Source organism: Stutzerimonas tianxiuensis (assembly GCF_053470365.1).
Map to the genome: position 1 here is coordinate 148568 of NZ_JBPVWS010000005.1, position 26619 is coordinate 175186.

The 26619-nt window shown below is 59.7% G+C and carries 20 protein-coding genes and 2 tRNA genes; 3 read left to right on the plus strand and 19 right to left on the minus strand.

Annotated elements, in window-relative coordinates:
* The first annotated feature begins 2 nt into the window (after window positions 1-2).
* Complete coding sequence (locus ACSSNI_RS08825; protein WP_200636694.1) at window positions 3-1967, plus strand: methyl-accepting chemotaxis protein; 1965 nt, start codon at window positions 3-5, stop codon at window positions 1965-1967.
* A gap of 33 nt (window positions 1968-2000) precedes the next feature.
* Here ACSSNI_RS08825 and ACSSNI_RS08830 read toward each other — a convergent pair whose 3' ends face one another.
* The 10 genes from ACSSNI_RS08830 to rnr form a co-directional block, all read right to left on the minus strand.
* A complete protein-coding gene (locus ACSSNI_RS08830; RefSeq protein WP_200636695.1) occupies window positions 2001-4286 on the minus strand; it encodes a YgiQ family radical SAM protein in 2286 nt (761 codons plus the stop codon).
* A 110-nt stretch (window positions 4287-4396) separates the two neighbouring features.
* Window positions 4397-5476: an alanine racemase gene (gene alr / locus ACSSNI_RS08835; RefSeq protein WP_200636696.1), complete on the minus strand. Its 1080-nt coding sequence runs from the start codon at window positions 5474-5476 to the stop codon at window positions 4397-4399.
* An 80-nt stretch (window positions 5477-5556) separates the two neighbouring features.
* A complete protein-coding gene (gene dnaB / locus ACSSNI_RS08840; protein WP_148925206.1) occupies window positions 5557-6951 on the minus strand; it encodes a replicative DNA helicase in 1395 nt (464 codons plus the stop codon).
* 110 nt (window positions 6952-7061) lie between these two features.
* Window positions 7062-7508, minus strand: a complete 447-nt coding sequence (rplI, locus tag ACSSNI_RS08845; RefSeq protein ID WP_102836992.1) for a 50S ribosomal protein L9 — start codon at window positions 7506-7508, stop codon at window positions 7062-7064.
* Window positions 7509-7528: 20 nt separating this feature from the next.
* Window positions 7529-8422 (minus strand): YybS family protein, encoded by an 894-nt coding sequence (locus tag ACSSNI_RS08850; RefSeq protein WP_159967133.1) that lies wholly within the window; start codon window positions 8420-8422, stop codon window positions 7529-7531.
* A gap of 34 nt (window positions 8423-8456) precedes the next feature.
* A complete protein-coding gene (gene rpsR / locus ACSSNI_RS08855) occupies window positions 8457-8687 on the minus strand; it encodes a 30S ribosomal protein S18 (protein ID WP_019340128.1) in 231 nt (76 codons plus the stop codon).
* A gap of 28 nt (window positions 8688-8715) precedes the next feature.
* Window positions 8716-9138, minus strand: coding sequence for a 30S ribosomal protein S6 (rpsF, locus tag ACSSNI_RS08860; protein WP_045424432.1), 423 nt, complete (start codon window positions 9136-9138; stop codon window positions 8716-8718).
* A 181-nt stretch (window positions 9139-9319) separates the two neighbouring features.
* Entirely contained in the window at window positions 9320-11485 is a 2166-nt protein-coding gene (locus tag ACSSNI_RS08865; protein ID WP_448259136.1) for a PAS domain-containing protein, read from the minus strand.
* A gap of 187 nt (window positions 11486-11672) precedes the next feature.
* Complete coding sequence (gene rlmB, locus ACSSNI_RS08870; protein ID WP_159967131.1) at window positions 11673-12428, minus strand: 23S rRNA (guanosine(2251)-2'-O)-methyltransferase RlmB; 756 nt, start codon at window positions 12426-12428, stop codon at window positions 11673-11675.
* Window positions 12425-14959: a ribonuclease R gene (gene rnr, locus ACSSNI_RS08875; protein ID WP_159967130.1), complete on the minus strand. Its 2535-nt coding sequence runs from the start codon at window positions 14957-14959 to the stop codon at window positions 12425-12427. The genes rlmB and rnr overlap by 4 nt, the downstream gene beginning before the upstream one ends.
* A 204-nt stretch (window positions 14960-15163) precedes the next feature.
* Between rnr and ACSSNI_RS08880 the strand changes: the two genes are divergently transcribed.
* Both ACSSNI_RS08880 and ACSSNI_RS08885 read left to right on the plus strand, forming a co-directional pair.
* A tRNA-Leu gene (locus tag ACSSNI_RS08880) sits at window positions 15164-15250 on the plus strand.
* Window positions 15251-15352: 102 nt separating this feature from the next.
* Window positions 15353-15439: transfer RNA gene (locus ACSSNI_RS08885), tRNA-Leu, on the plus strand.
* A gap of 186 nt (window positions 15440-15625) precedes the next feature.
* Here the strand turns inward: ACSSNI_RS08885 and ACSSNI_RS08890 are convergent.
* The 9 genes from ACSSNI_RS08890 to ACSSNI_RS08930 form a co-directional block, all read right to left on the minus strand.
* Entirely contained in the window at window positions 15626-16921 is a 1296-nt protein-coding gene (locus ACSSNI_RS08890) for an adenylosuccinate synthase (protein WP_102836997.1), read from the minus strand.
* A gap of 74 nt (window positions 16922-16995) precedes the next feature.
* Window positions 16996-18183 (minus strand): ATP phosphoribosyltransferase regulatory subunit, encoded by a 1188-nt coding sequence (locus tag ACSSNI_RS08895; RefSeq protein WP_200636698.1) that lies wholly within the window; start codon window positions 18181-18183, stop codon window positions 16996-16998.
* Between the two features lie 283 nt (window positions 18184-18466).
* A complete protein-coding gene (gene hflC / locus ACSSNI_RS08900) occupies window positions 18467-19339 on the minus strand; it encodes a protease modulator HflC (protein ID WP_200636700.1) in 873 nt (290 codons plus the stop codon).
* A complete protein-coding gene (gene hflK / locus ACSSNI_RS08905) occupies window positions 19339-20526 on the minus strand; it encodes an FtsH protease activity modulator HflK (RefSeq protein ID WP_200636702.1) in 1188 nt (395 codons plus the stop codon). The genes hflC and hflK overlap by 1 nt, the downstream gene beginning before the upstream one ends.
* Window positions 20527-20623: 97 nt before the next feature.
* Complete coding sequence (hflX, locus tag ACSSNI_RS08910) at window positions 20624-21925, minus strand: ribosome rescue GTPase HflX (protein ID WP_200636704.1); 1302 nt, start codon at window positions 21923-21925, stop codon at window positions 20624-20626.
* Between the two features lie 12 nt (window positions 21926-21937).
* Window positions 21938-22192, minus strand: a complete 255-nt coding sequence (gene hfq / locus ACSSNI_RS08915) for an RNA chaperone Hfq (protein WP_019340119.1) — start codon at window positions 22190-22192, stop codon at window positions 21938-21940.
* 89 nt (window positions 22193-22281) lie between these two features.
* Complete coding sequence (miaA, locus tag ACSSNI_RS08920; RefSeq protein ID WP_200636706.1) at window positions 22282-23253, minus strand: tRNA (adenosine(37)-N6)-dimethylallyltransferase MiaA; 972 nt, start codon at window positions 23251-23253, stop codon at window positions 22282-22284.
* Window positions 23254-23316: 63 nt separating this feature from the next.
* On the minus strand, window positions 23317-25200 hold the full coding sequence (gene mutL / locus ACSSNI_RS08925) for a DNA mismatch repair endonuclease MutL (protein WP_200636708.1): 1884 nt from the start codon (window positions 25198-25200) through the stop codon (window positions 23317-23319).
* Window positions 25197-26618 carry an N-acetylmuramoyl-L-alanine amidase gene (locus ACSSNI_RS08930; RefSeq protein ID WP_325166555.1) on the minus strand — a complete coding sequence of 474 codons (1422 nt, stop codon included), beginning with the start codon at window positions 26616-26618 and terminating at the stop codon, window positions 25197-25199. The genes mutL and ACSSNI_RS08930 overlap by 4 nt, the downstream gene beginning before the upstream one ends.
* Between the last annotated feature and the right edge of the window lies 1 nt (window position 26619).

Consider the following 26619-nt stretch of genomic DNA (forward strand, 5'->3'; position numbering starts at 1 on the left):
GGATGCGCCTGAAGTCCCTTACCACGCTGAACACCCTGCTGCTCATCGCCATTTGCTTTGCCTTAGGCGCAACGCTCTGGTGGTCAGAGCATGCGCTGGAACGTCCGTACCAGCTGATGGGGCAGTACCTGAGCCTTTCCCAGCGCTTTCAGCACCAGGTCGCCAACAACATTCAGGATTACCTGAGCAGCGGCGACGCATTGCGACACAACACCGCGCTGACTGAGCTGAAGGGGCTAGCAGAAGACGTCAGCGCCCTACCCGGCCCGTTCGCCAATCGCCTGCAGCCAAGCCTCGAACAGCTGCGCCAGTTCACTGCTACCGAGCTCCTCGCTGCAGGCAAGCTGGCCGGCGATCCCCAAGGCCTGCTACTGCAGGCCGAGCGTGAGATAACGGGCACGCTGGAGCAACTGCATCGCTATGCCGCGCAAGATCAGCATGAAGCCGCAACCCAGTATCAACCCCCATTGTTCGAAGCCAGCCGGCAGCTGCTTCGCCTCAGCCACGCGCGCGCCAGGCTGACCGCCAGCGGCAACGACGAATTGGTCGTCGAGGTGGAGCAAGCACTACAAGCGCTAGCGCAGGAAGCTCAAACGCTCGATGCGCTGCCACTACTCGGGGTGGCGAGCGAACAAAAATCCGGTGCGAGCGCATTCGCAGCGCTACTTGATCTTGACGAGCAAGCCCAGGCGCTACCCGCGGAAGACATGGGCATCGCTCTCAAGCGCGACCTGTCCAGTCTCCTCACCCGATATCCGGGTGAGCTGAAACGCACCCGCGAGCTGATCGTGCAACGCCTGAAACTTCGGGACAGCACCGAGCAGAAAATAGCCTCCCTACAGACGGCATTGGACGATCTGGAGCCGGAGATCCGCAGTGAACATGGACGAATCCAGACAGAAGTTCGGCTGATTCAGGGCACCATCATCGGGATAATCCTGCTGGTCGCGCTCGCCATCGACCGTCTACAGCGGCAGCTCACTCGCTCGCTGGGCCAGCTCGCGCCAGCGCTCTCGGCCTGGGCAGCTGGCGATTTCGAAAAGCCAGTCGCCCTGCACTCCAGGACCCCGGAACTGGTGGAAATTGGCGCATCGCTGAATCAGTTACGCACCTACCTGCTCACGCTTGTCGGCACGCTGCGCCAGCAGGCGCAGGCGGTGACCGGAAACAGTCGCAGCCTGGCAGAAATGAGCAACGACCTGCACCGCGGCGCCAGCCGCCAGAGCAGCGACACCGCGCAGATCCGGGACGCACTGGGAGAGCTGGAAGCCACCATCCAGGATGTTGCTAGCAGTGCAGACCAGACGGCCACGGCCGGGCGCGCAGCAGGCCAGGCCGTCACCCAGGGGCAGGAGGTGATCGGCAGAAGCCTGAGCGGACTGCACGGGCTGGTCAGTGAGGTCCAGAACAATGCCTTGGCGATTGAGCGCCTGGCGGACGAAACCGGGACCATCGGCAAGGTACTGACCGTCATCCGCTCGATCGCGGAGCAGACCAATCTGCTTGCGCTCAATGCAGCGATCGAGGCCGCGAGAGCTGGGGAACAGGGCCGAGGGTTCGCCGTCGTCGCAGACGAAGTGCGTACCCTGGCGCAGCGCACCAGCGGCGCTACCGAGGAAATTCAACTGCTGATCGGTAGCTTGCAGACGGCTGCGCATCAATCGCTCCAGGCCATGCGCATTCAGGTCAGCCACGCCGAAGAAACGGCTCAACTGGCCGAGACAGCGGATTCGGCGCTAAACCAGATCGTGACCACCATCGGCTCAATTGAACAGATGGCCGCACAGATCGCGCTGGCCACCGCACAGCAGAGCGAAGCGGTCAGTGAAATCCGCGGCCACAGCGAGCGCATCCACCAGCTGGGCGACAGCAACCTGACACATATCAGCCGGGGCCGAGAGCAGAGCGAACAGATGCTGCAGCTGGCCAGCGAGCTGGACCAGGCGACGCTGGCGTTCAAAGGCTGAAAGCAGGTGCCTCAGGCAGGCACCTGCAGTCGATCAGCGAGGGACAGCCGGACGCTGGGATGGCTTTCGGCTCTTTCCGCCAGGCTTACCGCCACCGGCCGCTGCCTTACGCCGCGCTTCAGCTGCCGCCTTGGCCTCCTCGCGCTTGTCCCACGCGTTGCCGTCGTGGCTACGCGGAGGCAAACCGTTGTGCTGGGTGAGAATCTTCCCGCCCTGCCCGGCCTTCTTACTGCCCACCGGCGTCGAATTCTTGCGACGGGCGCTTTGATAGCCTTCGGTCGCGGGCTGGTGCGTCGGAATCAGCTGATTTTTGCCATTGCCGATCAGGTCGGCTCGACCCATTCGCTGCAGGGCTTCGCGCAGCATCGGCCAGCCCTTCGGGTCGTGATAACGCAGAAAGGCCTTGTGAAGACGACGCTGCTCCTCGCTTTTGACAATGGGCACGCCTTCACTCTTGTAGGTAACCTTGCGCAGCGGGTTTTTGCCGCTGTGGTACATCGCCGTGGCGCTCGCCATGGGTGACGGGTAGAACGCCTGAACCTGATCAGCGCGAAAACCATTGGCTTTCAGCCACAGCGCGAGGTTCATCATGTCCTCGTCGGTGGTGCCAGGGTGCGCCGCGATGAAGTACGGAATCAGGTATTGCTCCTTGCCCGCCTCCTTCGAATACTTGTCGAACATCCGCTTGAATTTGTCGTAGCTGCCGATACCCGGCTTCATCATCTTGTCCAGCGGGCCGCGCTCGGTGTGCTCAGGCGCAATTTTCAGATAACCGCCAACGTGATGGGTCACCAGCTCCTTCACATACTCCGGCGACTCGACAGCCAGGTCGTAGCGCAGCCCGGAGGCGATCAGGATTTTCTTCACGCCTGGCAAAGCCCGGGCCTTGCGGTACAACTCGATCAGCGAACTGTGGTCGGTGTTGAGGTTCTCGCAGATGCCCGGATAGACGCAGGACGGCTTGCGGCAATGCTGCTCGATTTCCGGGCTTTTGCAGGCGATGCGGTACATGTTGGCCGTCGGCCCGCCAAGGTCCGACACCACGCCGGTGAAGCCCGGCAGCTTCTTCATCTCCTCAATCTCGTGCAGGATCGATTCGTGCGAGCGGTTCTGAATGATCCGGCCTTCGTGCTCGGTGATGGAGCAGAAGGTACAGCCACCGAAGCACCCGCGCATGATGTTCACCGAAAAGCGAATCATGTCATAGGCGGGAATCTTCTCGCCGCCATAGGACGGATGCGGCACACGTGCGTACGGAGAGGCGAATACGTAGTCCATCTCCTCGGTTGTCAGCGGGATGGGAGGCGCGTTCAGCCAGATGTCGTGATCGCCGTGTCGCTGCACCAGCGCGCGAGCGTTACCTGGGTTGGTTTCCAAATGCAGTACGCGGTTGGCGTGGGCATATAGCGCAGGATCGTTGCGAACCTTCTCGAAAGAAGGCAAACGGATCACGGTCCGATCACGCTCGATCTTCGGGTTGGGCAGAAGCTGAACGACTTTGGCCTCGTTCGGATCCTCAACCGGACCCTTATCCTGCTCGATGGCGCAGGCCTGCAAATCTTGAGTATTTACATAGGGGTTGATGATCTTGTCGACCTTGCCCGGACGATCGATACGAGTGGAGTCGATTTCGAACCAGCCCTCCGGGGCGTCACGGCGGATAAATGCTGTGCCGCGCACATCGGTGATCTGCTCGACCGCCTCACCGCGCGCAAGGCGCTGCGCTACTTCGACGATGGCACGCTCGGCGTTGCCATACAGCAGGATGTCAGCCGTGGCGTCCATCAGGATCGAGCGACGTACCTTGTCCTGCCAGTAGTCATAGTGGGCAATGCGGCGCAACGATGCTTCGATGCCGCCGAGCACAACCGGGGTGTCGGTGTAAGCTTCCTTGCAGCGCTGGCTGTAGACCAGGCTCGCTCGATCCGGGCGCTTTCCGGCTTGCCCGCCCGGCGTGTAGGCGTCGTCCGATCGGACCTTGCGGTCAGCCGTGTAGCGATTGATCATCGAGTCCATGTTGCCGGCAGCGATGCCAAAAAACAGATTTGGCTGACCGAGCTTCATGAAGTCGTCTTTGCTCTGCCAATCCGGCTGGCTGATGATGCCAACGCGAAAGCCCTGGGCTTCCAGCAGCCGCCCAATGATCGCCATACCAAACGACGGATGGTCGACATAGGCATCACCGGTCACGATGATGACATCACACGAATCCCAGCCCAGCTGATCCATCTCCTCCCTGCTCATCGGCAGGAATGGCGCCGGACCGAAACACTCGGCCCAGTACTTGGGATAGTCGAACAGGGGCTTGGCTGCGTGCATGGCTAGAAACCGGGGCAACGAAAACGGGCGCGGAATATAGCACAAAAAATGATCAGGAAGGCCGACTACGTTTGTCGGCTTTTACCGTCGCTGCACAGGCGAAACGGCGTTCAACCGTTGATATAACGCCGCGGTACGCGCTGGGTAACTTTGGTCAGCAGTTCGTAGCCAATGGTGCCGCAGGCCTGTGCCAATTCGTCAATTGGAATCTCGTTGCCCCACAGCTCCACTGCATCCCCGAGCACCGCTTGCGGCAGATCGGTGATGTCGACAGCGAGCATGTCCATTGAGACCCGACCAGCCAACGGAACTCGCCGGCCACCGATCACCACGCAAGTGCCGGCCGGCACCGTACGTGGATACCCATCGGCATAACCGCAGCTCACCGTGGCGATGCGCGAAGGACGCTGGGCGACCCAACTGGCGCCGTAGCCGACACTGTCGCCCACAGGAACCTCGCGGATTGCGATGATCGATGCCGTCAGCGTCATCACCGGCTTCAGTCCCAGGGTTTCGGCGCTCAGCTCGGCGAAGGGCGTAGCACCGTAGAGCATGATTCCGGGACGTAGCCAATCCATGTGCGCAGCAGACATCGTCAGCACAGCGGCAGAATTGGCGAATGAGCGGTTGTCGAATGCGAGATCCAGAAGACTGCTGAACTGCTCCAGCTGCGCTTCGTTGAGCGGATGCCCCCGCTCATCGGCGCAGGCAAAATGGCTCATAAGGTTCAGTTCGGCAACCTGCGGCGCGCCTTGCAGACGAGCATGGGCGCGACGCAAACCATCGGCGCTGAAGCCTAAGCGGTGCATGCCGGAGTCGAGCTTCAGCCACAGATTCAAGGGCCGTTCGATAACTGCAGCTAGCAGCGCATCAAGTTGAGCCTCGCCTTGAACTGCAACGTCCAACCCAAGCTCGGCTGCGGCGACATACTCGCTCGGCTCGAAGCAGCCTTCGAGCAGTAACAGCCGCGCGTTCGCGTCGACCAACCGAACCTGCTCCGCTTCCTCCAGAGACGCCACCGCAAATCCGTCAGCCATGTCGCGCAAGCACTCAACCGCAGCTGCTGCACCGTGCCCATAGGCATTCGCCTTGACTACGGCAAAGGCTTTGCGCCCTGGAGCGCACTGCTTGGCTAGCTGATAGTTGTGACGAAGCGCGGCAAGATCGACCGTAGCAACCAGGGGACGCATGGAAAGCCCTTCAGGACAGGAGTGAGCCGGTATTGTCCGGCGCTTTCCGTCAGGCCCGCAAGCCGCTGAGCGTCGGCTGGTTACTCATCGTCAAACTGATAACTGCCCGGCGCCAGGTTCTCGAAGCGCGAGTACTTACCGAGGAACGCCAGCCGGGTGGTACCGATTGGACCATTACGTTGTTTGCCGATGATGATTTCGGCGACGCCCTTGTATTCCGTTTCGGGGTGATACACCTCGTCCCGGTAGACGAACATGATGATGTCGGCGTCCTGCTCGATGGCTCCAGACTCACGAAGGTCAGAGTTGATCGGACGTTTGTTGGGTCGCTGTTCAAGCGAGCGGTTGAGCTGGGAAAGCGCGATCACCGGGCAATTGAATTCCTTGGCCAGGCCTTTCAGAGAGCGCGAAATCTCGGAAATCTCATTGGTCCGGTTGTCGCCGCTGGAACCGGGAATCTGCATCAACTGCAGGTAGTCGACCATGATCATGCCGATTTCGCCATGCTCGCGGGCCAGACGGCGTGTGCGGGCGCGCATTTCCGACGGCGAGATACCAGCAGTATCGTCGATGAACAGTTTACGGTCGTTGAGCAGGTTGACCGCCGAGGTCAACCGCGGCCAGTCGTCGTCGCTGAGCTTACCGGTTCGCACCTTGGTCTGATCGATTCGGCCCAGGGAAGCCAGCATACGAATCACGATAGAGTCGGCGGGCATTTCCAGCGAGAAGACCAGGATGGCCTTATCGGAGCGCAAGGCAGCGTTTTCCACAAGGTTCATCGCGAAGGTGGTCTTGCCCATGGAAGGACGGCCGGCAACGATGATCAGGTCCGCGGGCTGCAGGCCGCTGGTCGCCTCATCCAGATCGGTAAAGCCAGTCGACAGCCCGGTAATGTCCTCGCCCGCATTGAACAGGGAGTCGATCCGGTCGATAGCCTTGACCAGAATGTCATTGATCCCGATCGGCCCACCGGTATTGGGGCGCGCTTCGGCGATCTGGAAGATCATCCGCTCAGCTTCGTCGAGGATCTCGTCGCCTGTGCGCCCCTGCGGCGCATAAGCGCTGTCGGCGATGTCGTTGCTGATGCCGATCAGTTGGCGCAACGTTGCACGCTCACGAATGATCTGCGCGTAGGCTTTGATGTTTGCCACGGACGGGGTGTTCTTGGCGAGCTCACCCAGATAGGCCAGCCCACCGACCTGCGGCAGATGGCCTTCTTTATCCAGCTGCTCTGAGAGCGTCACTACGTCGAAGGGAGAGTTTCGCTCGGCAAGCGTGAAAATAGCGCGGAAGATCAGTCGGTGGTCATGGCGGTAAAAGTCACCGTCCGATACCTGATCCAACACGCGCTCCCACGCATTGTTGTCCAGCATCAAGCCGCCCAGCACGGCCTGCTCGGCCTCGATGGAATGTGGCGGCACCTTGAGCGCTGCGGTTTCCAGGTCGTACTGCTGGGGCACACTGATGTCGTTCATGGCACTCGGAATTCTTTGGCATTCAGAAAAACAAAGGGCACGTTCCACTTGCGTGGAAACGTGCCCGATGGTAACCGTCAGGCACCCGAGGTGCCAGACGATAGCCGCTGTTAGCCAGCGATGACGATCAGCTTGACGGTCGCTTCGACGTCGGTGTGCAGGTGCACAGCTACGTCGTACTCACCAACCTGGCGGATGGTGCCGTTCGGCAGACGGACTTCGCTCTTCGCCACTTCAACGCCGGAGGCGGTCAGTGCGTCGGCGATGTCGTGAGTGCCGATGGAACCGAACAGCTTGCCCTCATCGCCCGCAGTAGCGGTGATGGTGACTTCCAGCTCGGCCAGCTGAGCGGCGCGAGTTTCGGCAGAAGCCTTACGCTCGGCAGCAGCTTTTTCCAGATCAGCACGGCGAGCTTCGAACTCGGCGATGTTCGCCGGAGTTGCAGCAGTAGCCTTGCGCTGCGGCAGCAGATAGTTGCGGCCGTAACCAGACTTGACGTTTACCTTGTCGCCCAGGTTGCCCAAGTTTGCGACTTTTTCTAGCAGGATGACTTCCATTTGAGTCTTACCTCTTTAACTTAACCTTCACCGTTCGCAGGTCCCGCATCGTCATCACGAGATGCCCGACCGCGAAAATCAAACAAGCTGTCGACAATGGCCATAACGGCCAGTAACGGATAAATCAACTGCATGAACAGCACCAGCGTGACGTAAAGCCCCACCAGCCAGAACCGTGACATCCGGTTCTTTGCCACCAACCCGTGTATTAGTGCGATACCGGCAAAGACCAGCGGAACACTGCACAACGGCGCCAGCATCGCCACCTGCACACCGAGACTTGGTCCCAGCAGCACGCCCATCAACAACACCATCGCAGGCAACGCTGAAAATCGCAGCGACCGAAACTCGAGGCCAAACCCACCCGGGTTGAACAACAAGGCCTGCCAGTACCGCCCGAGCATCAGACTGAGCAGCGTGGTGATCTGCAGTAGCCCTGCCAACAAACCGGTCAGAACCGGAGCCAGCAATGCTCCCAATCGGGCTTGCTCTTCCACCGAAAGCTGCTGATAGGCATCCGACAGCATGTCGGGTAGCACTTTCTGCAACTCGGTAGCGAGTGCCGCGATTGGCTCGCCGAAAACCATTCCCAGCGCCCAGGCGTACAACATCCCGAGCCCTACGCTGCACAACATCACACGAGACCAGGAGCTCTGGTTGCGCAACAGCAGCGCTAACCCGAACGATCCCAGCAGTACCAGCAAGGTCCGCGGATCACCGAAGTACCACCAGACCAGAGCGGGCAACAGAGCCCATGCCACTACGCCCAGTGCGTCGTTCAACCCGCGACGCAGCAACACCAGACTTCCCGCCGCAGCGGACAGCCAGAACAACATTGGCAGCGCTGCAGAGCCAGCCACCACAACAATTGCCTGCATACGGCCGCGCATGATGAACTCAGCCAGGGCGCGCATGCGATCTATCCTTTACGTCTGTCTAACAGTTCGATTAACGGCCGTGGCTGTCGGTGTAGGGCAGCAGGGCCAGGAAGCGGGCGCGCTTGATAGCGGTAGCCAGCTGGCGCTGATAACGTGCTTTGGTTCCGGTGATACGGCTAGGAACAATCTTGCCGGTTTCGGAAATGTAGGCCTTCAGCGTGTTGAGATCCTTGTAGTCGATCTCTTTCACGTTTTCTGCAGTGAAACGGCAGAACTTACGACGACGGAAAAAACGTGCCATGAAATAGGCTCCTCAATAGGTCCGTGGATTACTCGTCAGCGTTGTTGTCGCGGCTGTCGCTGTCACTGTCATTTTCATTGGCAGAGTCAGATTCAGGGCGATCACGACGCTCACGGCGCTCGCTACGGTTTTCCTCAGCCTTCAGCATCTCGGACTGCTCAGTCACGGCTTCGTCGCGACGGATGACCAGGTTACGGATGACGGCGTCGTTGTAGCGGAAGTTGTCTTCCAGTTCAGCCAGTGCCTTGCCGCTGCACTCAACGTTCAGCATCACGTAGTGAGCCTTGTGAACATTGTTGATGGCATAAGCCAGCTGACGACGGCCCCAGTCTTCCAGACGATGAATCTTGCCACCGTCTTCTTCGATCAGCTTGGTGTAACGCTCCACCATGCCGCCAACCTGCTCGCTCTGGTCGGGGTGGACCAGAAAGATGATTTCGTAATGACGCATTGTTGCTCCTTACGGGTTGCAGCCTGCCGCACCACGCGGATCAGGCAAGGAGTGAATCAGTTATGTTGACTTGCCAGCCAGAGAGGCGCGCAAACGCCTGCCATCCGGGCAAGGGGCGCAATTCTAGAGAAGCCCGGACAACCACGCAAGGCGATTTGGTGAATATTTAACCAACCAGCGATCAGTCGCGCCCGGCGATGGTCCGCTCGGCCTGGATGCTTTCAAGCAACGATCGGACCTGGTGGATATCGTAGGGCTTGAGCATGGTACGCAGGTCATCCAGCCCCACTTCCCGCGCATCGACTGCGTAGCCCGAAGCAATAACGACACTCAGGCTGGCATCGCGCATCCTGGCCTCTCGAACCAGCTCAATGCCGCTCATGCCGGCCAGCCCGACATCAGTAAGCAACACGTCGAATGAATGCTGTTCGAGCTGCTTAAGCGCAGCCTCGGCCGACTCGCAAAGGCTGACCTGGTGTCCCAGCTCGTCCATGACTTCACCGGTGAGCATGCGCAGAGTCGGATCGTCTTCGACGAAGAGGATCCTCAGACCTGAAGCGGACTCCCCCTCGATCTGTTCGGACGATGCTGGTACCGACCCGCGCTGCTCGGACATCCCGACAGAATCGATACCTTGTTCGCCCAAAGCAACCTTACACGGCAAGTAGACCCGGACCGACGTACCCTCGCCTTCGTCGCTTTCCAGCACAACGAATCCACCACTTTGCTTGACGAAGCCATAGACCATGCTCAGACCTAGACCGGACGCGTTGCTGTCTTTACGCGTGGTAAAGAAGGGCTCGAACGCGCGCTCGAGGATTTCCGGACGCATGCCCTCGCCCACATCGGTAACTGCGAGCTCCACGAATGGACCGGGCTCGACCCCAGGCTGCCCGGCAAGCTCGCTTGAGCCCAGATCACAATTGCGCAGACGCAGGCAGAGGGTGCCGCCACCGCTCATCGCGTCGCGCGCATTGACCGCGAGATTGAGTATTGCCGCCTGCAGATTGCCGACATCGGCCAACACCGGCCACAGACCGGGCGCCACATCGACTTCAACCTGCACCGCGCGCCCCAAGGCGCCATTCAGCAGCTCACTCATCTGATCCAGCAAATTACCGATGTCCACGGACTGCGGCTGCAAAGGCTGGCGGCTGGCGAAGGCCAAAAGCTGCGAAGCCAGACGAGCACCTTTCTCTACACCACCAACGGCTGATTCCAGCCGCCGCTGAGCCGTCTCGTCATTGCCAATGTTGCGGCGCAACAGCTGCAGATTTCCCCCGATGATTTGCAGCATGTTGTTGAAATCATGCGCAATGCCCCCGGTAAGCTTGCCAACAGCCTCAAGCTTTTGCGCCTGCATCAGGGCTGCCTGTGCGGCGCGGCGCGCGGACTCGCTGTCCAGTAATTCGCGGGTGCGCTCACGCACCAATTCCTCAAGATGCTCGCGGTACTCACGCAGCTCCTGCTGACTGCGATGCTGCTCGGTAACGTCGCTGCCGAGCACGAAAACACCGGACGTCCGGCCATCGCGCTCGATGATTGGCTGAAACACCAGATCTACAAACACTTCCTCGGGCTCGGCGCCTGGACGACGACGCAGCAGCGCACGCATTCCTCTGCCGGTATAGGGCTCGCCCGTACGGTAGACCTCGTCGAGCAGCGACATGAAGACCTGCCCTTCCAGCTCGGGCAACCCGTCGCGCACCGGCTTACCGAGCAGCTGGCGGTGTCCGGTAAGCTGCTGATACGCCTCGTTGACCAGCTCGAATACGTGCTCGGGGCCGCGCAGAAAACAGACGAAACCAGGCGCCTGTGCAAACAATCGGCGCAGCTGATTGCCTTCATCCTGGATGAACCGCGCTCGGGAAATGATCGCCGCCTCGATCTGTTGCGCCGGTTGTCCAGACGATTCAGCCGAGCGCATGGAATCCTTCAGCTGCTGCAGCTCAGTGATATCCACAGTGTGCTGGAGGATGGCGACGACTTCGCCCTGGTCATCCAACAGTGGCGTATGTGTCGCACTCCAATAGCGGTCCTCATACACCGCACCGCTGCTGGAGTTGACCGCAATTGAATAGCGGATCACGGGAAGAGTATCCAACGCCTTGGTACTCAGGACCCGAGCAAACGAGTCGAGCAGTTCGTCGACATGAGTCGACTCAGGAAACTGCGGGTCGGCGGCAAACGCATCCTGAATTCGCCGTCCCGCAATCTCTTCGAGGCTGCGCGCGGTCAGCTTCAGGTACGCCGCGTTCGCATCCAGGATCACCAGATCGGGATCGAGCAGCAGGTAGGCGTTTGGCGAAACCCTGAACAGGGCCTCGAAAGAAGGGCGTTGCGACATACCACCTCCGTGATGCAAGCCTGGCGCTGGCTGCAACCATAAGCTGGCGCCCGGACAACCCGACGCCCAGCCAAGCAAAAAGTGACGATCTTGCGTCAGATTCAGAACGGACAATTGACCGCAGCGAAAACGATCCGTTTCCGCTGAAGCCAACGTTCCTAACGGGAAAATCCCGGCTATGCGGGCACTAGCTGGCGCGCCGTGCAGAGCGTCGCTGACGCAGGGCTTCGAACAGGCATACCCCGGTGGCAACCGAGACATTGAGACTGCTGACGCTGCCGCCCATGGGCAAGCGAACCAGGAAGTCGCAGTGCTCACGGGTCAGGCGCCGCATGCCCTTGCCCTCGGCCCCCATTACCATGACGATCGGCCCACTGAGATCCTGATCGTAGATCTCCTGCTCGGCTTCTCCAGCCGTGCCGACGATCCACAGGCCCCGCTGTTGCAGTTTTTCCAGCGTTCGAGCCAAGTTGGTGACGGCGACCAGCGGAATGACTTCAGCAGCTCCACAGGCCACCTTGCGCACCGTAGCGTTCAGTGTGGCGGATTTGTCCTTCGGGATGATCACTGCCAGTGCGCCGGCCGCATCGGCAGTACGCAGGCAGGCTCCCAAATTATGCGGGTCCGTTACACCGTCGAGCACAAGCAATAAGGGTGCACCCTCGGTCCGATCTAGCAACTCCTCTAGCATCGCATCGCCCCAAACCTGACTGGGGCTGACCTCGGCAATCACGCCCTGATGCACGCCCTCGACCCAGGCGTCCATTTCGCGACGCTCGCACTGACCGACGCGCACTTTGGAGTCGGCAGCTAACTGCAGCAGGCTCTGCACGCGCGGATCGTCTCGCCCCTCTGCCAACCAGATCTGCTTGACCCGCTTCGGGTGATGGCGGAGCAACGCTTCGACGGCATGAAGGCCATAGATCTTTTCAAGATCACTCATGGCTTGGCCTTACGCTTGCGCGGCGAGGCACCGTCGGACTTTGGCGCCGCCTTGCCGGTTGCTTTCGGTTTCGTGCTACTGCGCTTGGGCTTGCTCTTCGAGGGCTTGCCTGCCTTGGCGTCGCTCAGCAGCGCCTTTTTCATTTCACGACTCTTGCGCACGTCATCGCTGACTGATTCCCGGCCCCTCGATGAAGGTGCATCGGCGCTCTTCTTGCTGCGGCCGTCCTTGCGCGCGCCGCGGGCGTCAGAGGCACCTCGCTCGCCGATCCCGGTCTTGCTGCCACCGCCAATCAACTCGAAATCAATCTTGCGCTCGTCCAGGTCGACACGCATGACGCGCACCTCGACGCTGTCACCAAGACGGAAACTGCGCCCACTACGTTCCCCGGAGAGACGATGATGCAGGGGATCGAAGTGGTAGTAGTCGCCGGGCATTGCCGTTACGTGCACCAGCCCTTCGACGTAGATATCAGTCAGCTCGACGAACAGACCGAAGCCGGTCACGGCCGTGATGACGCCGGGGAAATTCTCACCGACGCGGTCTTTCATGAACTCGCATTTCAGCCAGTTCACAACATCACGGGTCGCTTCGTCAGCGCGGCGCTCGGTCATCGAGCACTGCTCGCCCAACTGCTCCAGCGCAGCCTCGTCATACGGGTAGATGCGCGCTTTAGGCATGCTGGTCGCGCCCGCCCGGCGGACATGGGACGTATCGCGCTTGGAGCGAATCACGCTGCGGATCGCCCGATGAATCAACAGGTCGGGGTAGCGGCGAATCGGCGATGTGAAATGTGCGTAGGCCTCGTAATTCAGGCCGAAATGCCCGTTGTTATCGGGGCTATAGACCGCCTGACTAAGCGAACGCAGCATGACCGTTTGAATCACGTGGAAGTCGGGACGACCCTGGATATGCTCAAGCAGCGCCTGGTAATCCTTGGGCGTCGGCCCCTCCTTGCCCTTGTGTAATGTAAGGCCCAGCTCACCGAGAAATGCCCGGAGCTTTTCTTGGCGCTCCAACGGCGGGCCATCATGCACACGGTACAAGCCAGGAATCTCATGGTCTTGCAGGAAACGTGCTGTGGCCACGTTAGCGCAGAGCATGCATTCCTCAATCAACTTGTGCGCATCGTTGCGCTCGGTTGGCTTGATTTCCGAAATCTTGCGCCCTGCACCGAAAACAATGCGGGTTTCTTGCGTCTCGAAATCGATTGCCCCGCGGGTATGGCGCGCCTTGAGCAGTATCTTGTACAGCGCGTAGAGCTGCTTGAGATGAGGCAGCACCTCACCGTACTCACCTACGAGGCGCTTACCTTCGGCTGAAGACGGCTGCTCCAGCATGCTGCTGACCTTGTTGTAGGTCAGCCGTGCGTGGGAATGGATGACCGCTTCGTAGAACTGATAATCCGTCATTTTCCCCGATTTGCTCAGGGTGATTTCGCAGACCATTGCCAGGCGGTCGACGTGCGGATTCAGTGAACAGAGCCCATTCGACAACTCTTCCGGCAGCATCGGGACAACCCGCTCGGGGAAGTACACCGAAGTCCCACGCACTTCGGCTTCCTGATCCAGCGCCGAGCCAACCTTCACATAGTGCGAAACGTCGGCAATCGCCACGTACAGACGGAAACCACCGGAAAACAGCTTCCAGCCACTGAGCTTCTCGCAATAGACGGCGTCATCGAAGTCACGCGCATCCTCGCCATCGATGGTAACGAACGGCAGATGGCGAAGGTCGACGCGCTTCTGTTTGTCCTTTTCCTCGACTTCCGGCTTGAGCTTGGAGGCTTCACGCTTGACCGCATCCGGCCAGACATGCGGAATATCGAAACTGCGAAGCGCGACATCGATCTCCATACCGGGCGCCATGTAGTTGCCGATCACCTCGACCACATCGCCCTGAGGCTGAAACCGCTGAGTGGGCCAGTGGGTGATCTTGATCTCGACGAACTGACCCGGTTTGGCATCCATGGAACGGCCGGGCGTGACCAGGACTTCCTGTTGGATTTTGGGGTTATCGGCCATCACAAAGCCGATGCCACTCTCTTCCTGATAGCGACCTACGATTGTTTCGTGGGCACGACCGATGATCTCCACGATGGCGCCTTCGCGGCGGCCGCGACGATCAAGGCCGGCTACGCGAGCCAGGCAGCGGTCGCCATCGAATACCAGACGCATCTGCGCCGGGCTCAGGAACAGGTCGTCGCTGCGGTCATCGGGAATCAGAAAGCCAAAGCCGTCGCGATGGCCGCTAACACGACCGCAAACCAGGTCCAGTTTGTCTACCGGGGCATAGGTGCCACGCCGGGTATAGATAAGCTGGCCGTCACGCTCCATCGCACGCAAACGGCGGCGCAGAGCTTCAATGTCATCTTCGGAGGACAATCCGAACTCTTCCACCAGCTGCTCACGCGCCGCTGGCGAGCCGCGCTCGCTCAGGTGCTGGAGGATCAATTCGCGACTAGGGATGGGGTTTTCGTACTTTTCCGCTTCACGTGCGGCCTCGGGATCGAGGGATTGCCAATCGGCCATTAAGAGATGTCACCTTTCATTCATTTATAGAGGCAGAACGCCCTATATCTATTGAAGCGCGAAACGCCGTCCGACGGCAGCTTTCGCACAAATTATTTTTCCTGGACGGGGCTTTACAAGGCATAACCTCGCCCGTATAGTTCGCGCCCACAATGTCTGGTAGACGTTGTAACACGGAAACGATGAAGTATCATCGTTTGCAGTGCCCAGGTGGCGGAATTGGTAGACGCACTAGGTTCAGGTCCTAGCGGTGGCAACACCGTGGAAGTTCGAGTCTTCTCCTGGGCACCATTTATCCGATGAGACATTTGCAACAGCAAGCGCCTCATAGACACGAGGTTTGTCGGCCTCGACCAGCAATCGACAGAAGTCGATGAGCAATCATCGCAATGTGCCCAGGTGGCGGAATTGGTAGACGCACTAGGTTCAGGTCCTAGCGATGGCAACATCGTGGAAGTTCGAGTCTTCTCCTGGGCACCACTCTTCAGAAAAAACCGAGCCACTGGCTCGGTTTTTTCGTTTCTGCTGTCTGGAGTCCATCCGAAGGGCCGCCAAGCCATAAACGGTAGCTCAACGCTCTACTGATGCTCTTTCTTGGCAGCTACAAGCCATTAGCCTTGGCCAAAAAAACCGCCCGAGGGCGGTTTTTTAATATCACACCAGCGATCAGGCGTAGGGATGACGCAGTACGATGGTCTCGTTGCGGTCCGGGCCAGTTGAAATAATGTCGACTGGCGCCTCGACGAGCTCTTCAATGCGCTTGATGTAAGCACGCGCATTAGCCGGCAGCGCCTCAAGCGACTTTACCCCGACAGTGGACTCAGTCCATCCGGGAAGCTCCTCGTAAACCGGCTGCAAGCCCTGATAACTGTCCGCATCGGTCGGCGCATCGACCAGCACTTCCCCGTTGCGATCCTTGTAAGCGACGCAGATGCGGATGGTCTCGAGGCCGTCCAGTACGTCCAGCTTGGTCAGGCAGATACCCGAGACACTGTTGATCTCGATTGCGCGACGCAGGATTACCGCATCGAACCAACCGCAGCGCCGAGCGCGGCCGGTAGTCGAGCCAAACTCATGGCCACGCTCAGCCAGACGAGCACCCACGTCATCAAACAATTCCGTCGGGAACGGACCGGAGCCGACGCGCGTGGTGTAGGCCTTGGTAATACCGAGGATGTAGTCCAGATAGAGCGGACCAAAACCGGAACCGGTAGCTGTACCCCCCGCCGTGGTGCTGGAGCTGGTGACATAGGGGTAGGTACCATGATCGATGTCGAGCAGCGAACCCTGAGCACCCTCGAACATGATGCGCGCACCCTGCTTGCGCAACTCGTGCAGCCGCGCCGAGACATCGGTCATCATCGGCCGAAGAATCTCGGCGTAGCCCAGCGCCTCATCCAGGGTCTTCTGGAAGTCGACAGGCTCGACCTTGTAGAAATTCTGCAGGATGAAGTTGTGGTACTCGAGCAGCTCACGCAACTTGACCGTGAAGCGCTCAGGATTGAACAGATCACCAATCCGCAGGCCACGGCGAGCGACCTTGTCCTCGTAAGCCGGCCCTATACCACGCCCTGTTGTACCGATCTTACCTTCGGACCGCGATGCTTCACGCGCCTGATCCAGAGCGACGTGATACGGCAGGATCAGGGTGCAGGCCGGACTGATACGCAGACGCTCACGAACCGGGACACCCTTTTCTTCGAGCTTGGTGATCTCACGCATCAGGGCATCCGGCGCCACGACCACGCCATTACCGATCAGGCACTGGACGTTTTCACGCAAGATTCCGGACGGAATCAGGTGCAGCACGGTTTTCTCGCCGTCGATGACCAGTGTGTGCCCGGCGTTATGACCGCCTTGGAAACGCACCACGGCCGCAGCCTGGTCGGTCAGCAGATCAACGATCTTGCCCTTGCCCTCATCACCCCATTGGGTGCCCAGGACCACGACATTCTTACCCATAAACCTTGTCCTCTTGGCGAAGCATACCGGTCATGACCGGCGAAAAATCTGGAAAACCTGCCAGCACAGCCACATCAGCGGTCCAGCGGCGAAACAACCCAGGTACCTTCTTGCAACAGTAGCTGCCGGTCACAGCCAACGCCCGGCGCCGCATCAACCTGCTGCCCGCTCAACGCTTGAACCACCCGCTCGCCCCGCGCACGCAGCTTACGGATTACGTGCCACAACGCCGGATCCGTACTGTGCGGCGCCCACACACCGGCCGACGAGTCAACGAGTTCGGCATTGCCCAGCCTGACCAACGTTTTCAAATCTGTTGAAAAGCCGGTCGCCGGACGAGCCCGACCAAAATCTGCACCAATATCGTCATAACGCCCGCCTTGAGCGATCGACTGACCGACGCCTGGGACGAATACCGCGAAAACGACACCTGTGTGGTAGTGATAGCCGCGCAGCTCGCCCAGATCGAAATACAACGGCAGCTCGGGATACCGCATCGCCAACTGGTCGGCGACCTGCCCCAAACCTTCCAGCGCCTCAAGAACTGGAGCAGGCGCACCGGCAAGCAGCTCGCGCGCAGCATCGAGCGTCTCGCGTCCACCACAGAGCCACGCCAACGCGCGCAACATGCCTGCCAGCGAAGGCTCGACATCAGCGGTCAGCGCCGCGATCTCGTCCATGGCCTTACGCTGCAAGGCATCGAAAAGGCGCTGCTCTGCATCTCCAGAGAGGCCGGCGGCGCGCGCCAACCCGCGATAGATCCCCACATGCCCGAGATCCATGTGCAAGTCCGGCACATCAGCGAGCAGAAGGGTCTCCAGCATCAGGCTGATCACCTCAAGGTCGCTGGAAGTACTGCCGTCGCCATAAAGCTCAGCGCCCAACTGAATCGGGCTTCGCGACGTGGCGAGAGCCTGTGGCTTGGCGTGCAGAACGCTGCCGGCATAGCACAGGCGGCTAGGGCCTTCACGGCGCAACGTATGTGCGTCAACACGCGCCACTTGTGGCGTGATGTCCGCTCGTAACCCCATCTGACGGCCTGACAATGGATCGACAACCTTAAACGTCTTGAGGTCGAGGTCCTGCCCAGCGCCAATCAGGAGCGATTCGAGAAACTCTACATGAGGGGTGATAACCAGCTCATAGCCCCAGCACTGGAACAGATCCAGCACACGACGCCGTGCAGTTTCGATACGCGCCGCTTCGGGGGGCAGCACTTCTTCAATGCCATCTGGCAGGAGCCAGCGGTCTATCGTTGCCATTTCGCCAATCACCTCTCGATACGGCAAGCCTAGTCAAGCAGACGAACGCCGGGGCAACAGCCTTAGCCGCCCATCGGTCGCGTGCGATTGTGTTCGAACCATGGCGACAGCGCCACGCCCCTCCTAGGGGGTCAGCATGGCTGGCCATGCCCGGATCAGCCTGCTACCGCCGGGGCGCAGACGCAAAAAAGCCGGGCTTTTCCCGGCTCGCGGATCATAACAATGTTTCGCTAACGGGTCACCCGGCGGACAGCGCTCACCCCGCCGGACCACCCATTTGCTATCACTGCGCGGTTGCGGACTCCAGATAACGGAAGAAATCGCTTTTAGGGTCGAGCACCAGGACATCTTCTTTGTTGGCGAAGCTCTCACGGTAGGCTTGAAGGCTGCGATGGAAGGAATAGAATTCCCGATCCTGCCCGTAAGCAGCGGCATAGATGGCTGCCGCTTGCGCATCGCCATCACCGCGCAGCTCTTCAGCCTCACGGAACGCTTCAGCCAATAGCACCCGACGCTGACGATCGGCGTCGGCACGAATGCCTTCGGCCAACTCCTTGCCTTTCGCGCGATGCTCACGGGCTTCACGCTCACGCTCGGAACTCATCCGCTCGAACACGCTGCGGTTCACTTCGCGCGGAAGATCGATGCCCTTGACCCGAACATCTACCACTTCAATCCCGAGCTCCTGTTGCGCAGCTCGGTTCAGACTGTTGGTTACCAGACTCATCAGCTCGTCGCGCTGACCGGACACCGACTCGTGCAACGTCCGCTTACCAAACTGGTCGCGTAGTGCAGCTTCGAGACGCCGCGCGAGACGCTCGTCGGCGATCTGCTTCACACCCGAAGTCGCCGTGTAGAACCGCTCGGCATCATCCACACGCCACTTGGCATAGGAGTCAACCATCAACGCTTTCTTCTCCAGCGTCAGAAAGCGCGACGTCGTGGTATCCAGCGTCATCAGGCGCGCATCGAACTTACGCACGCTATTGACGTAAGGAATCTTCAGGTGCAGACCCGGCTTCACGTCGGATTCGACGATACGACCGAATCGCAGCAATACCGCTCGCTCCGTCTGCGAGACGATGTAGAAGCTATTCCACGCAACGATCGCCAGCACCACACCCACAATAAGGGCGGTCAGGGATTTATTGCTCATTAGCGGACCTCCCTTGTACGCACTTCACGCGGATCCAACTCCGGCGGCAGCCTCGTGGTTTGGGTCGAAGCGCCTGACGCCGATGCCGCAGGGGATCGCTCGGACGCAGCACCGCGGCTGTTGACCATCTTGTCCAGCGGCAGATACAGCAGATTATTTTGGCCCTGCTCGCCGGTGACGAGAACCTTGCTGGTATTGCTCATCAGCTCCTGCATGGTTTCCAGATAGAGGCGCTCACGCGTTACGTCTGGCGCTTTTCGATACTCGGTCACCAGCTTGGAGAAGCGATCCGCCTCACCCTGTGCCCGCGAAATCACCGCATCACGATAACCACTGGCTTCCTCCAGCATGCGCTGGGCCTGACCGCGCGCTTCAGGAATCACTCCGTTAGCGTAGGACTCGGCCTGGTTCTTCTCGCGCTGCTCATCTTCTCGGGCACGAATAACGTCATCGAACGCTTCCTGAACCTCGCGCGGCGCAGCGGCACTCTGCAAGTTCACCTGAGTCACGATGATGCCGGTCCCATAGTTGTCGAGAAACCGCTGCAGACGTTCTTTGACCTCGCCAGCCATGGCCTCACGACCCTCGGTCAGCACCTGATCCATCGCAGTCGAACCCACAACGTGGCGTACAGCACTATCAGTAGCGTGCTGCAGCGATGCTTCCGGATCTTCGACATTGAGAACGAACGCTTGAAGGTCGCTGATTTTGTACTGCACGGTCAAAGGCACTTCGATGATGTTCTCATCCTCGGTAAGCATCTGCCCTTGCTTGCTGTAGGAACGCTCTCGAGTCACGTTCGCCTGGAACTTCCGATCAAACGGCGGGAAGTAGATATTCAGACCTGGGCCCACGGTTTCGTGATATTTCCCGAAGCGCAACACCACAGCCTGCTCTTGCTCATCGACAATGTAGATGGCATTGAACAGCCAGACAGCGAGCAACACCACCAGACCAACCCAGACCAGCGCAAACCCACCGCGGCGCCCGGAACCACCACCCGAGGAGCCACCACTGCGTTTCTTGCCGCCGAACATGCCGTTTAGGCTGTCCTGCAGCTTGCGAAAAGCTTCATCCAGGTCAGGCGGACCTTTCTGATCGTCACCACCGCGACGACCACCGCCACCACCACCACTACCCCAGGGATCCTGGTTGTTCGAGTTGCCACCCGGCTCATTCCAAGCCATAGCGCTCTCCATTCAAATAAAGCTAAAGACGCGCCAGCGGCGCGTCCGCCAATGCTACCGAAAGCCCGGAACGAACGGCTTAAAAGCCCCCCGAGCTTTATTGCAAAGTGTGTTGCTCGAAGAACTGTTCCGCCTCAAAGCCCTCGCGACTAATCAGTCGATGCAGCTCGACACGCTGCAAACGTACATCAAGCAGGCTGACACCCTCTTCATCGTGAACTTCGGACTGCACGGCCCCAAGGTCGAACAACTGCGCACGCATGCGCCCAAGCTGCTGAGGCAACCGAAGCGTCCCTACGTAAAGGTCGTTACCAAGCAGTTCAGCAATGGCCTGCTTCAGCAGATCCAGCCCCAACCCTTGTTGCGCCGAGACCCATACCCGCTGCGGTACGCCATCGGCATCGCGCTGGATCTGCGGCTCGATGCCTTCAAGCAGATCCACTTTGTTGTAAACCTCAAGAATCGGTAGCTCATTCGCACCGATCTCGGTCAACACCGCCAGCACCTGCTCGATCTGCTGATCCCGCTCAGGCTCGTGTGCATCGATGACATGCAGCAGCAGATCAGCATTACTCGACTCTTCGAGCGTGGCCCGGAAAGATTCGACCAGTTTGTGCGGCAAGTGACGAATGAATCCAACCGTATCAGCAATAACCACCGGCCCCAGGTCATCCAGATCCAGACGACGCAAGGTGGGATCCAGCGTAGCGAAAAGCTGGTTGGCGGCGTAAACCTCGGATTCGGTCAAAGCATTGAAAAGAGTGGACTTACCCGCGTTGGTATAGCCCACCAGGGATATAAGCGGAATGTCAGCACGTCTGCGGCCACGGCGAGCCTGCTCACGCTGACTACGAACCTTTTCCAGCCGCTGCTTGATCTGGCGGATACGCACACGCAGCAAGCGCCTGTCAGTTTCAAGCTGTGTCTCGCCAGGGCCGCGTAGACCAATCCCCCCCTTCTGCCGTTCAAGGTGAGTCCAGCCCCGCACCAGTCGAGTGCTCATATGATCCAACTGAGCCAGCTCAACCTGCAACTTGCCTTCGTGCGTGCGTGCCCGTTGAGCAAAGATATCGAGGATCAGCCCGGTGCGATCAAGCACACGGCATTCGAGCGCTCGCTCAAGGTTGCGCTCCTGGCTGGGCGTCAGGGTGTGATTGAAAATGACCAGCTCGACCTCGCCATCCTTGACAAGGTCATGCAGCTCTTCGACTTTGCCGCTGCCAATTAAAAACTTGGCGGAAGGTTGGTGCTTGGCAACATTGACGAAACCAACGGTTTCAGCGCCAGCTGACCGCGCCAGCTCCCGAAACTCTTGGGGGTCTTCACGCGCCGCTGGATCCTGAGCATCCAGATGAACCAGGATAGCCCGCTCACCACCACCGGGACGTTCGAAGAACAATGAAGGCTCCCTTTATTCGTTACCCGACTCGGACTGCTCAGCATCGCCAGCAGCAGGCAGACGCACCGGACGGCCAGGAACGACAGTCGAGATGGCATGCTTGTAAACCATCTGACTAACCGTGTTCTTCAACAGAATGACAAATTGGTCGAATGACTCGATCTGACCCTGAAGCTTGATACCGTTGACCAAATAAATGGAAACCGGAACGCGCTCCTTACGCAGGGTGTTCAGGTAAGGGTCTTGTAGCGAATGCCCTTTTGACATGTGCCGCACTCCTTAAAGGATCTTTTCATTAATTATTCGAATCGAACACGGCCGATCAGTAATTGAGAATAGCCGGTCAAATAGTAGTGTCAGCTCAATATGGTGAGCCTCTCCAAGTATTTCAATGCTCGCGGCAGATTGTCGCAGGCCGAACTTTCCAGCCAGTGAACCCCCTCCCATCCCCTCAACCAGGTCAGTTGACGCTTGGCCAGTTGCCGGGTTGCGATCACTCCACGCTCAACCATTTCCTGCGCAGAATACTCACCGTCCAGATAGCGCCAGACTTGACGATAGCCGACCGCTCGCATGGACGGCAGTTCGGCATGCAAATCAGGGCGCCAGCGAAGAGATTCGACCTCTGCAACAAAGCCCTGTTCAACCATCTGAACGAAACGCTGCTCGATACGCTGGTGCAAGACCTGCCGCTGCGCAGGCGCCATGGACAACTGCGCGACAGTATAAGGCAAGACGCAGCCGTCTGGCGTGCCGGCTCCGGCTTTTTGAGCGGATTGCCGAGCACGATGCTCGGTCATACTGATACCGCTGACTCGATAGACTTCAAGCGCCCTGATCAGACGCTGCGGATCGTTCGGATGGATACGTGCGGCCGATACCGGATCGACTTCGCTGAGTTGGCGATGCAGCACCCCAGCGCCCTCCGCCCGCATCTGTGCTTCGAGCGCCGCGCGCACCTCGACATCGGCAGCCGGCATATCCGCCAACCCATCCAGCAATGCCTTGAAGTACAACATGGTGCCACCTACCAGCAGCGGAATGCGCCCTGCCTCGGTGCTCTGCGCCATTGCAGCCAGGGCATCGCTGACAAACTCGGCGGCTGAGTAGCTCTGGACTGGGTCTCTGATATCGATCAGCCGATGCGGGAAAGCTCTCAATAGCTCGGCAGAAGGCTTGGCAGTTCCGATGTCCATGTCGCGGTAGACCAGGGCGGAATCGACGCTTATCAGGTCACAGGGCAAGGCACGAGCAAGCTCGATCGCCAGGTCTGTTTTACCGGCGGCGGTAGGACCCATGAGAAAAATGGCGGGTGGTAGTCGGGACATCGGATGCTCAAAGAAATGTATCGAGGGCGATGCAGGCGCCAGCGAGAAGGCTAGACCGCCTTTCTATCGCCCCCGGAGGAAGAGCTTGTCCAGGTCACCCATGCCTAGCTGGGTCCAGGTCGGACGCCCATGATTGCACTGACCACTGCGCTCGGTCTGCTCCATATCGCGCAACAGGCCGTTCATCTCCGGCACGGTAAGACGTCGGTTTGCACGGACCGCGCCGTGACATGCCATGGTGCCAAGCAGTTCGTTGAGGTGCGCCTGAATGCGGTCGCTGGTGCCGTATTCAAGCAGGTCGGCCAGCACATCCTGTACCAGCCGGGTCGCCTCGGCTTGCTTGAGCAAGGATGGAATCTGGCGGATCGCCAGGCTTTCTGGCCCCAATCGCTGCAACTCGAAGCCAAGCCTCTGGAACCACTGCGCATGCTCTTCAGCACAATCGGCTTCGCGCTGGCTGACGGCGATCGATTCGGGAACCAGCAGCGGCTGGCCACGCAGCCCTTCGCTGGCCATCGCGGTTTTCAGGCGCTCATACATGATTCGCTCATGGGCGGCGTGCATATCCACCAGCACAAGCCCTTGAGCATTTTCCGAGAGGATATAGATGCCCTTGAGTTGAGCCAGCGCATAGCCAAGCGGCGGCACATCGCCCTGGCTTTCCGGCAGGGCCGCTGCATTCGCGTCAGCCAGTGGCGAGAAGAACTCCCGGTAAGCGCCCTGCGCTTCTGCAAGGTTGCCGACTGGCATCGGCCGAGGCGCCTGATAACCCGCGCCGGCTCCGCGCCAGGCAGGCTGCTCCGCTTGCGGCTGTTCCAGCACGTTGGCAGCAAGGCTCATTTCGTTCTGCCCGGCGAACTCTCCGGCATCACGACCAGAGACAGAGACCTTGGTTACCGGCGCCACACTCGCTGGCGCGGCAAGCTGATCCTCCGGACGCACATCACCGAGCGCGCGGTGCAAGGTGCCGTATAGGAAATCATGCACCATGCGATTGTCGCGAAATCGCACCTCATGTTTGGTCGGATGAACATTGACGTCCACTACCGCCGGGTCGACATCGAGGAACAACACGAAGGTCGGGTGCCGACCATTGAACAGGACATCGCGGTAAGCCTGCCGCACCGCATGCGCGACCAGCTTGTCGCGCACCATGCGTCCATTCACATAGAAATACTGCAGATCCGCCTGACTACGGGAAAACGTAGGCAAGCCGACCCATCCCCAGAGATGCAGGCCGGTACGCTCAATCTCGACCGGCAATGCCTGTTCCAGAAAGGCGGGGCCGCACACCGACGCGACGCGGCGCCCCCGAGACGCAGGATCACTGGCCGGATGCAGCGCAAGCACCACCTTCCCGTTGTGGCGAAGATGGAAGGCGACATCGAACCGCGCCAGTGCCAGCCGCTTGATCACTTCCTGCAAGTGGTCGAACTCAGTCTTTTCAGTACGCAAGAACTTACGACGTGCAGGCGTGTTGAAGAACAGGTCGCGCACCTCGACCGAGGTTCCGACCGGATGGGCAGCTGGCTGAACGCGCGCCTCCATGTCCCGACCTTCGGTCTCGACCTGCCAGGCCTCGGCAGCATCAGCCGTACGCGACGTCAGCGTTAACCGAGAGACCGAACTGATCGACGCCAGCGCCTCGCCCCGAAAACCCAGGCTCATGACACGCTCAAGGTCTTCCAGGTCACGGATCTTGCTGGTCGCATGCCGAGCCAGGGCCAGCGGCAAATCTTCGGCAGGGATACCGCAGCCATCATCACGCACCCGCAGCAGTTTGATGCCGCCTTGTTCGACGTCCACTTCGATCCGGGTCGCCCCGGAATCGAGGCTGTTCTCCAGCAGCTCTTTGATCACCGAAGCGGGTCGTTCAACCACTTCGCCGGCGGCAATCTGGTTCGCCAGCCGCGGACTCAGCAGCTGGATGCGCGCAGCCTCGATCATGGCTGTGAGGCCAGGGTCGTCGCGGGAATATTCAGCGTTTGGCCAACCTTGATCACGTCGCTTTTCAAGCTGTTGGCACTGCGCAACGCAGGCAAGCTGATCTGATAGCGCTGAGCAAGCAGCGCCAGGCTTTCGCCTGAACGAACGACATGCTCGCGCGCCGCGCTGGCAATCTTGCCGGAGTCGCGCATCCAGGCAACGTAGGTGCCGGGCGGCGGATTTTCATGGAAGAACTGTCGCACGCCGCTGTGGATTGAGCGCGCCAAGGCCTGCTGATGCGCTGCGGTTTGCAGCTTCCGCGCCTCGGATGGGTTGGAAATGAACCCGGTCTCTACCAGGATCGACGGGATATCTGGTGATTTCAGCACCATGAACCCGGCCTGTTCCACGCGACGTTTGTGCAACGGCGTGATCCGACCCATGTTGCTCAGCACCTTCTGCCCGACGTTAAGACTCGAGGACAACGAAGCGGTCATCGACAAATCCAACAGCACGCCGGCAAGCATCTGGTCCTTGTCGCCCAGGCTGACATTTCCGGCACCGCCGATCAGGTCCGAACGGTTTTCACTGTCAGCCAGCCAACGTGCAGTTTCCGATGTCGCACCGCGATCCGACAAAGCAAACACCGACGCGCCGTAGGCCGACGACCGCGGCGCCGCATCGGCATGAATGGAGACGAACAGATCAGCGCCCTTCTTCCGGGCAATTTCGGTGCGTTTACGCAAGGGGATAAAGTAATCACCGGTGCGCACCAGCTCGGCGCGGAAGCCTTTGTCGGTATTGATCTGGCGCTGCAGCTCCTTGGCAAGCGCCAGCACCACGGTTTTCTCATAAATCTTGCCAGGGCCGATGGCGCCGGGGTCTTCTCCGCCGTGCCCGGCGTCGATCGCAATGACGATATCGCGCTTGCTGCTTGGCAACGGGGGCAGCTTGATCGCCGGCAGGGTCGGCGATACAGGAGCAGTTGGCGTACTCGGCGTGGCAGTCGCCGGGACGTTGGCGGTGGACGCCGCGGCAGCATCGGCAGCATTGTCGAACAGATCGACCACCAGCCGATGGCCATACTGCTGGTTCGGCGTGAGCGTAAAGCTCTTTGGCGAAACCTCGGCGCTCAGGTCGATGACCACCCGCAAGGTGTCCGCATCGTATTTCGCTGCACGCAGCCCCGAGATGGGCGTGTTCTGCAGCGGCAGCTGATCGAATGGCTTGGCCAGATTGGCGCCGTCGACGTCAATGACGATGCGATCCGGAGCCGTCAAGGTGAATACCTTGTGCTGGACCGGGCCAGACAGGTCAAAGACCAACCGTGTGTTGTCAGGCGCTCGCCATAGACGCACGCTCTGGACGTCGGAAGCCGCCAGAACCTGCATGGCCGCGAACATCAATGCCAAACCACTCACCAGCGCGCGCATGCGCATA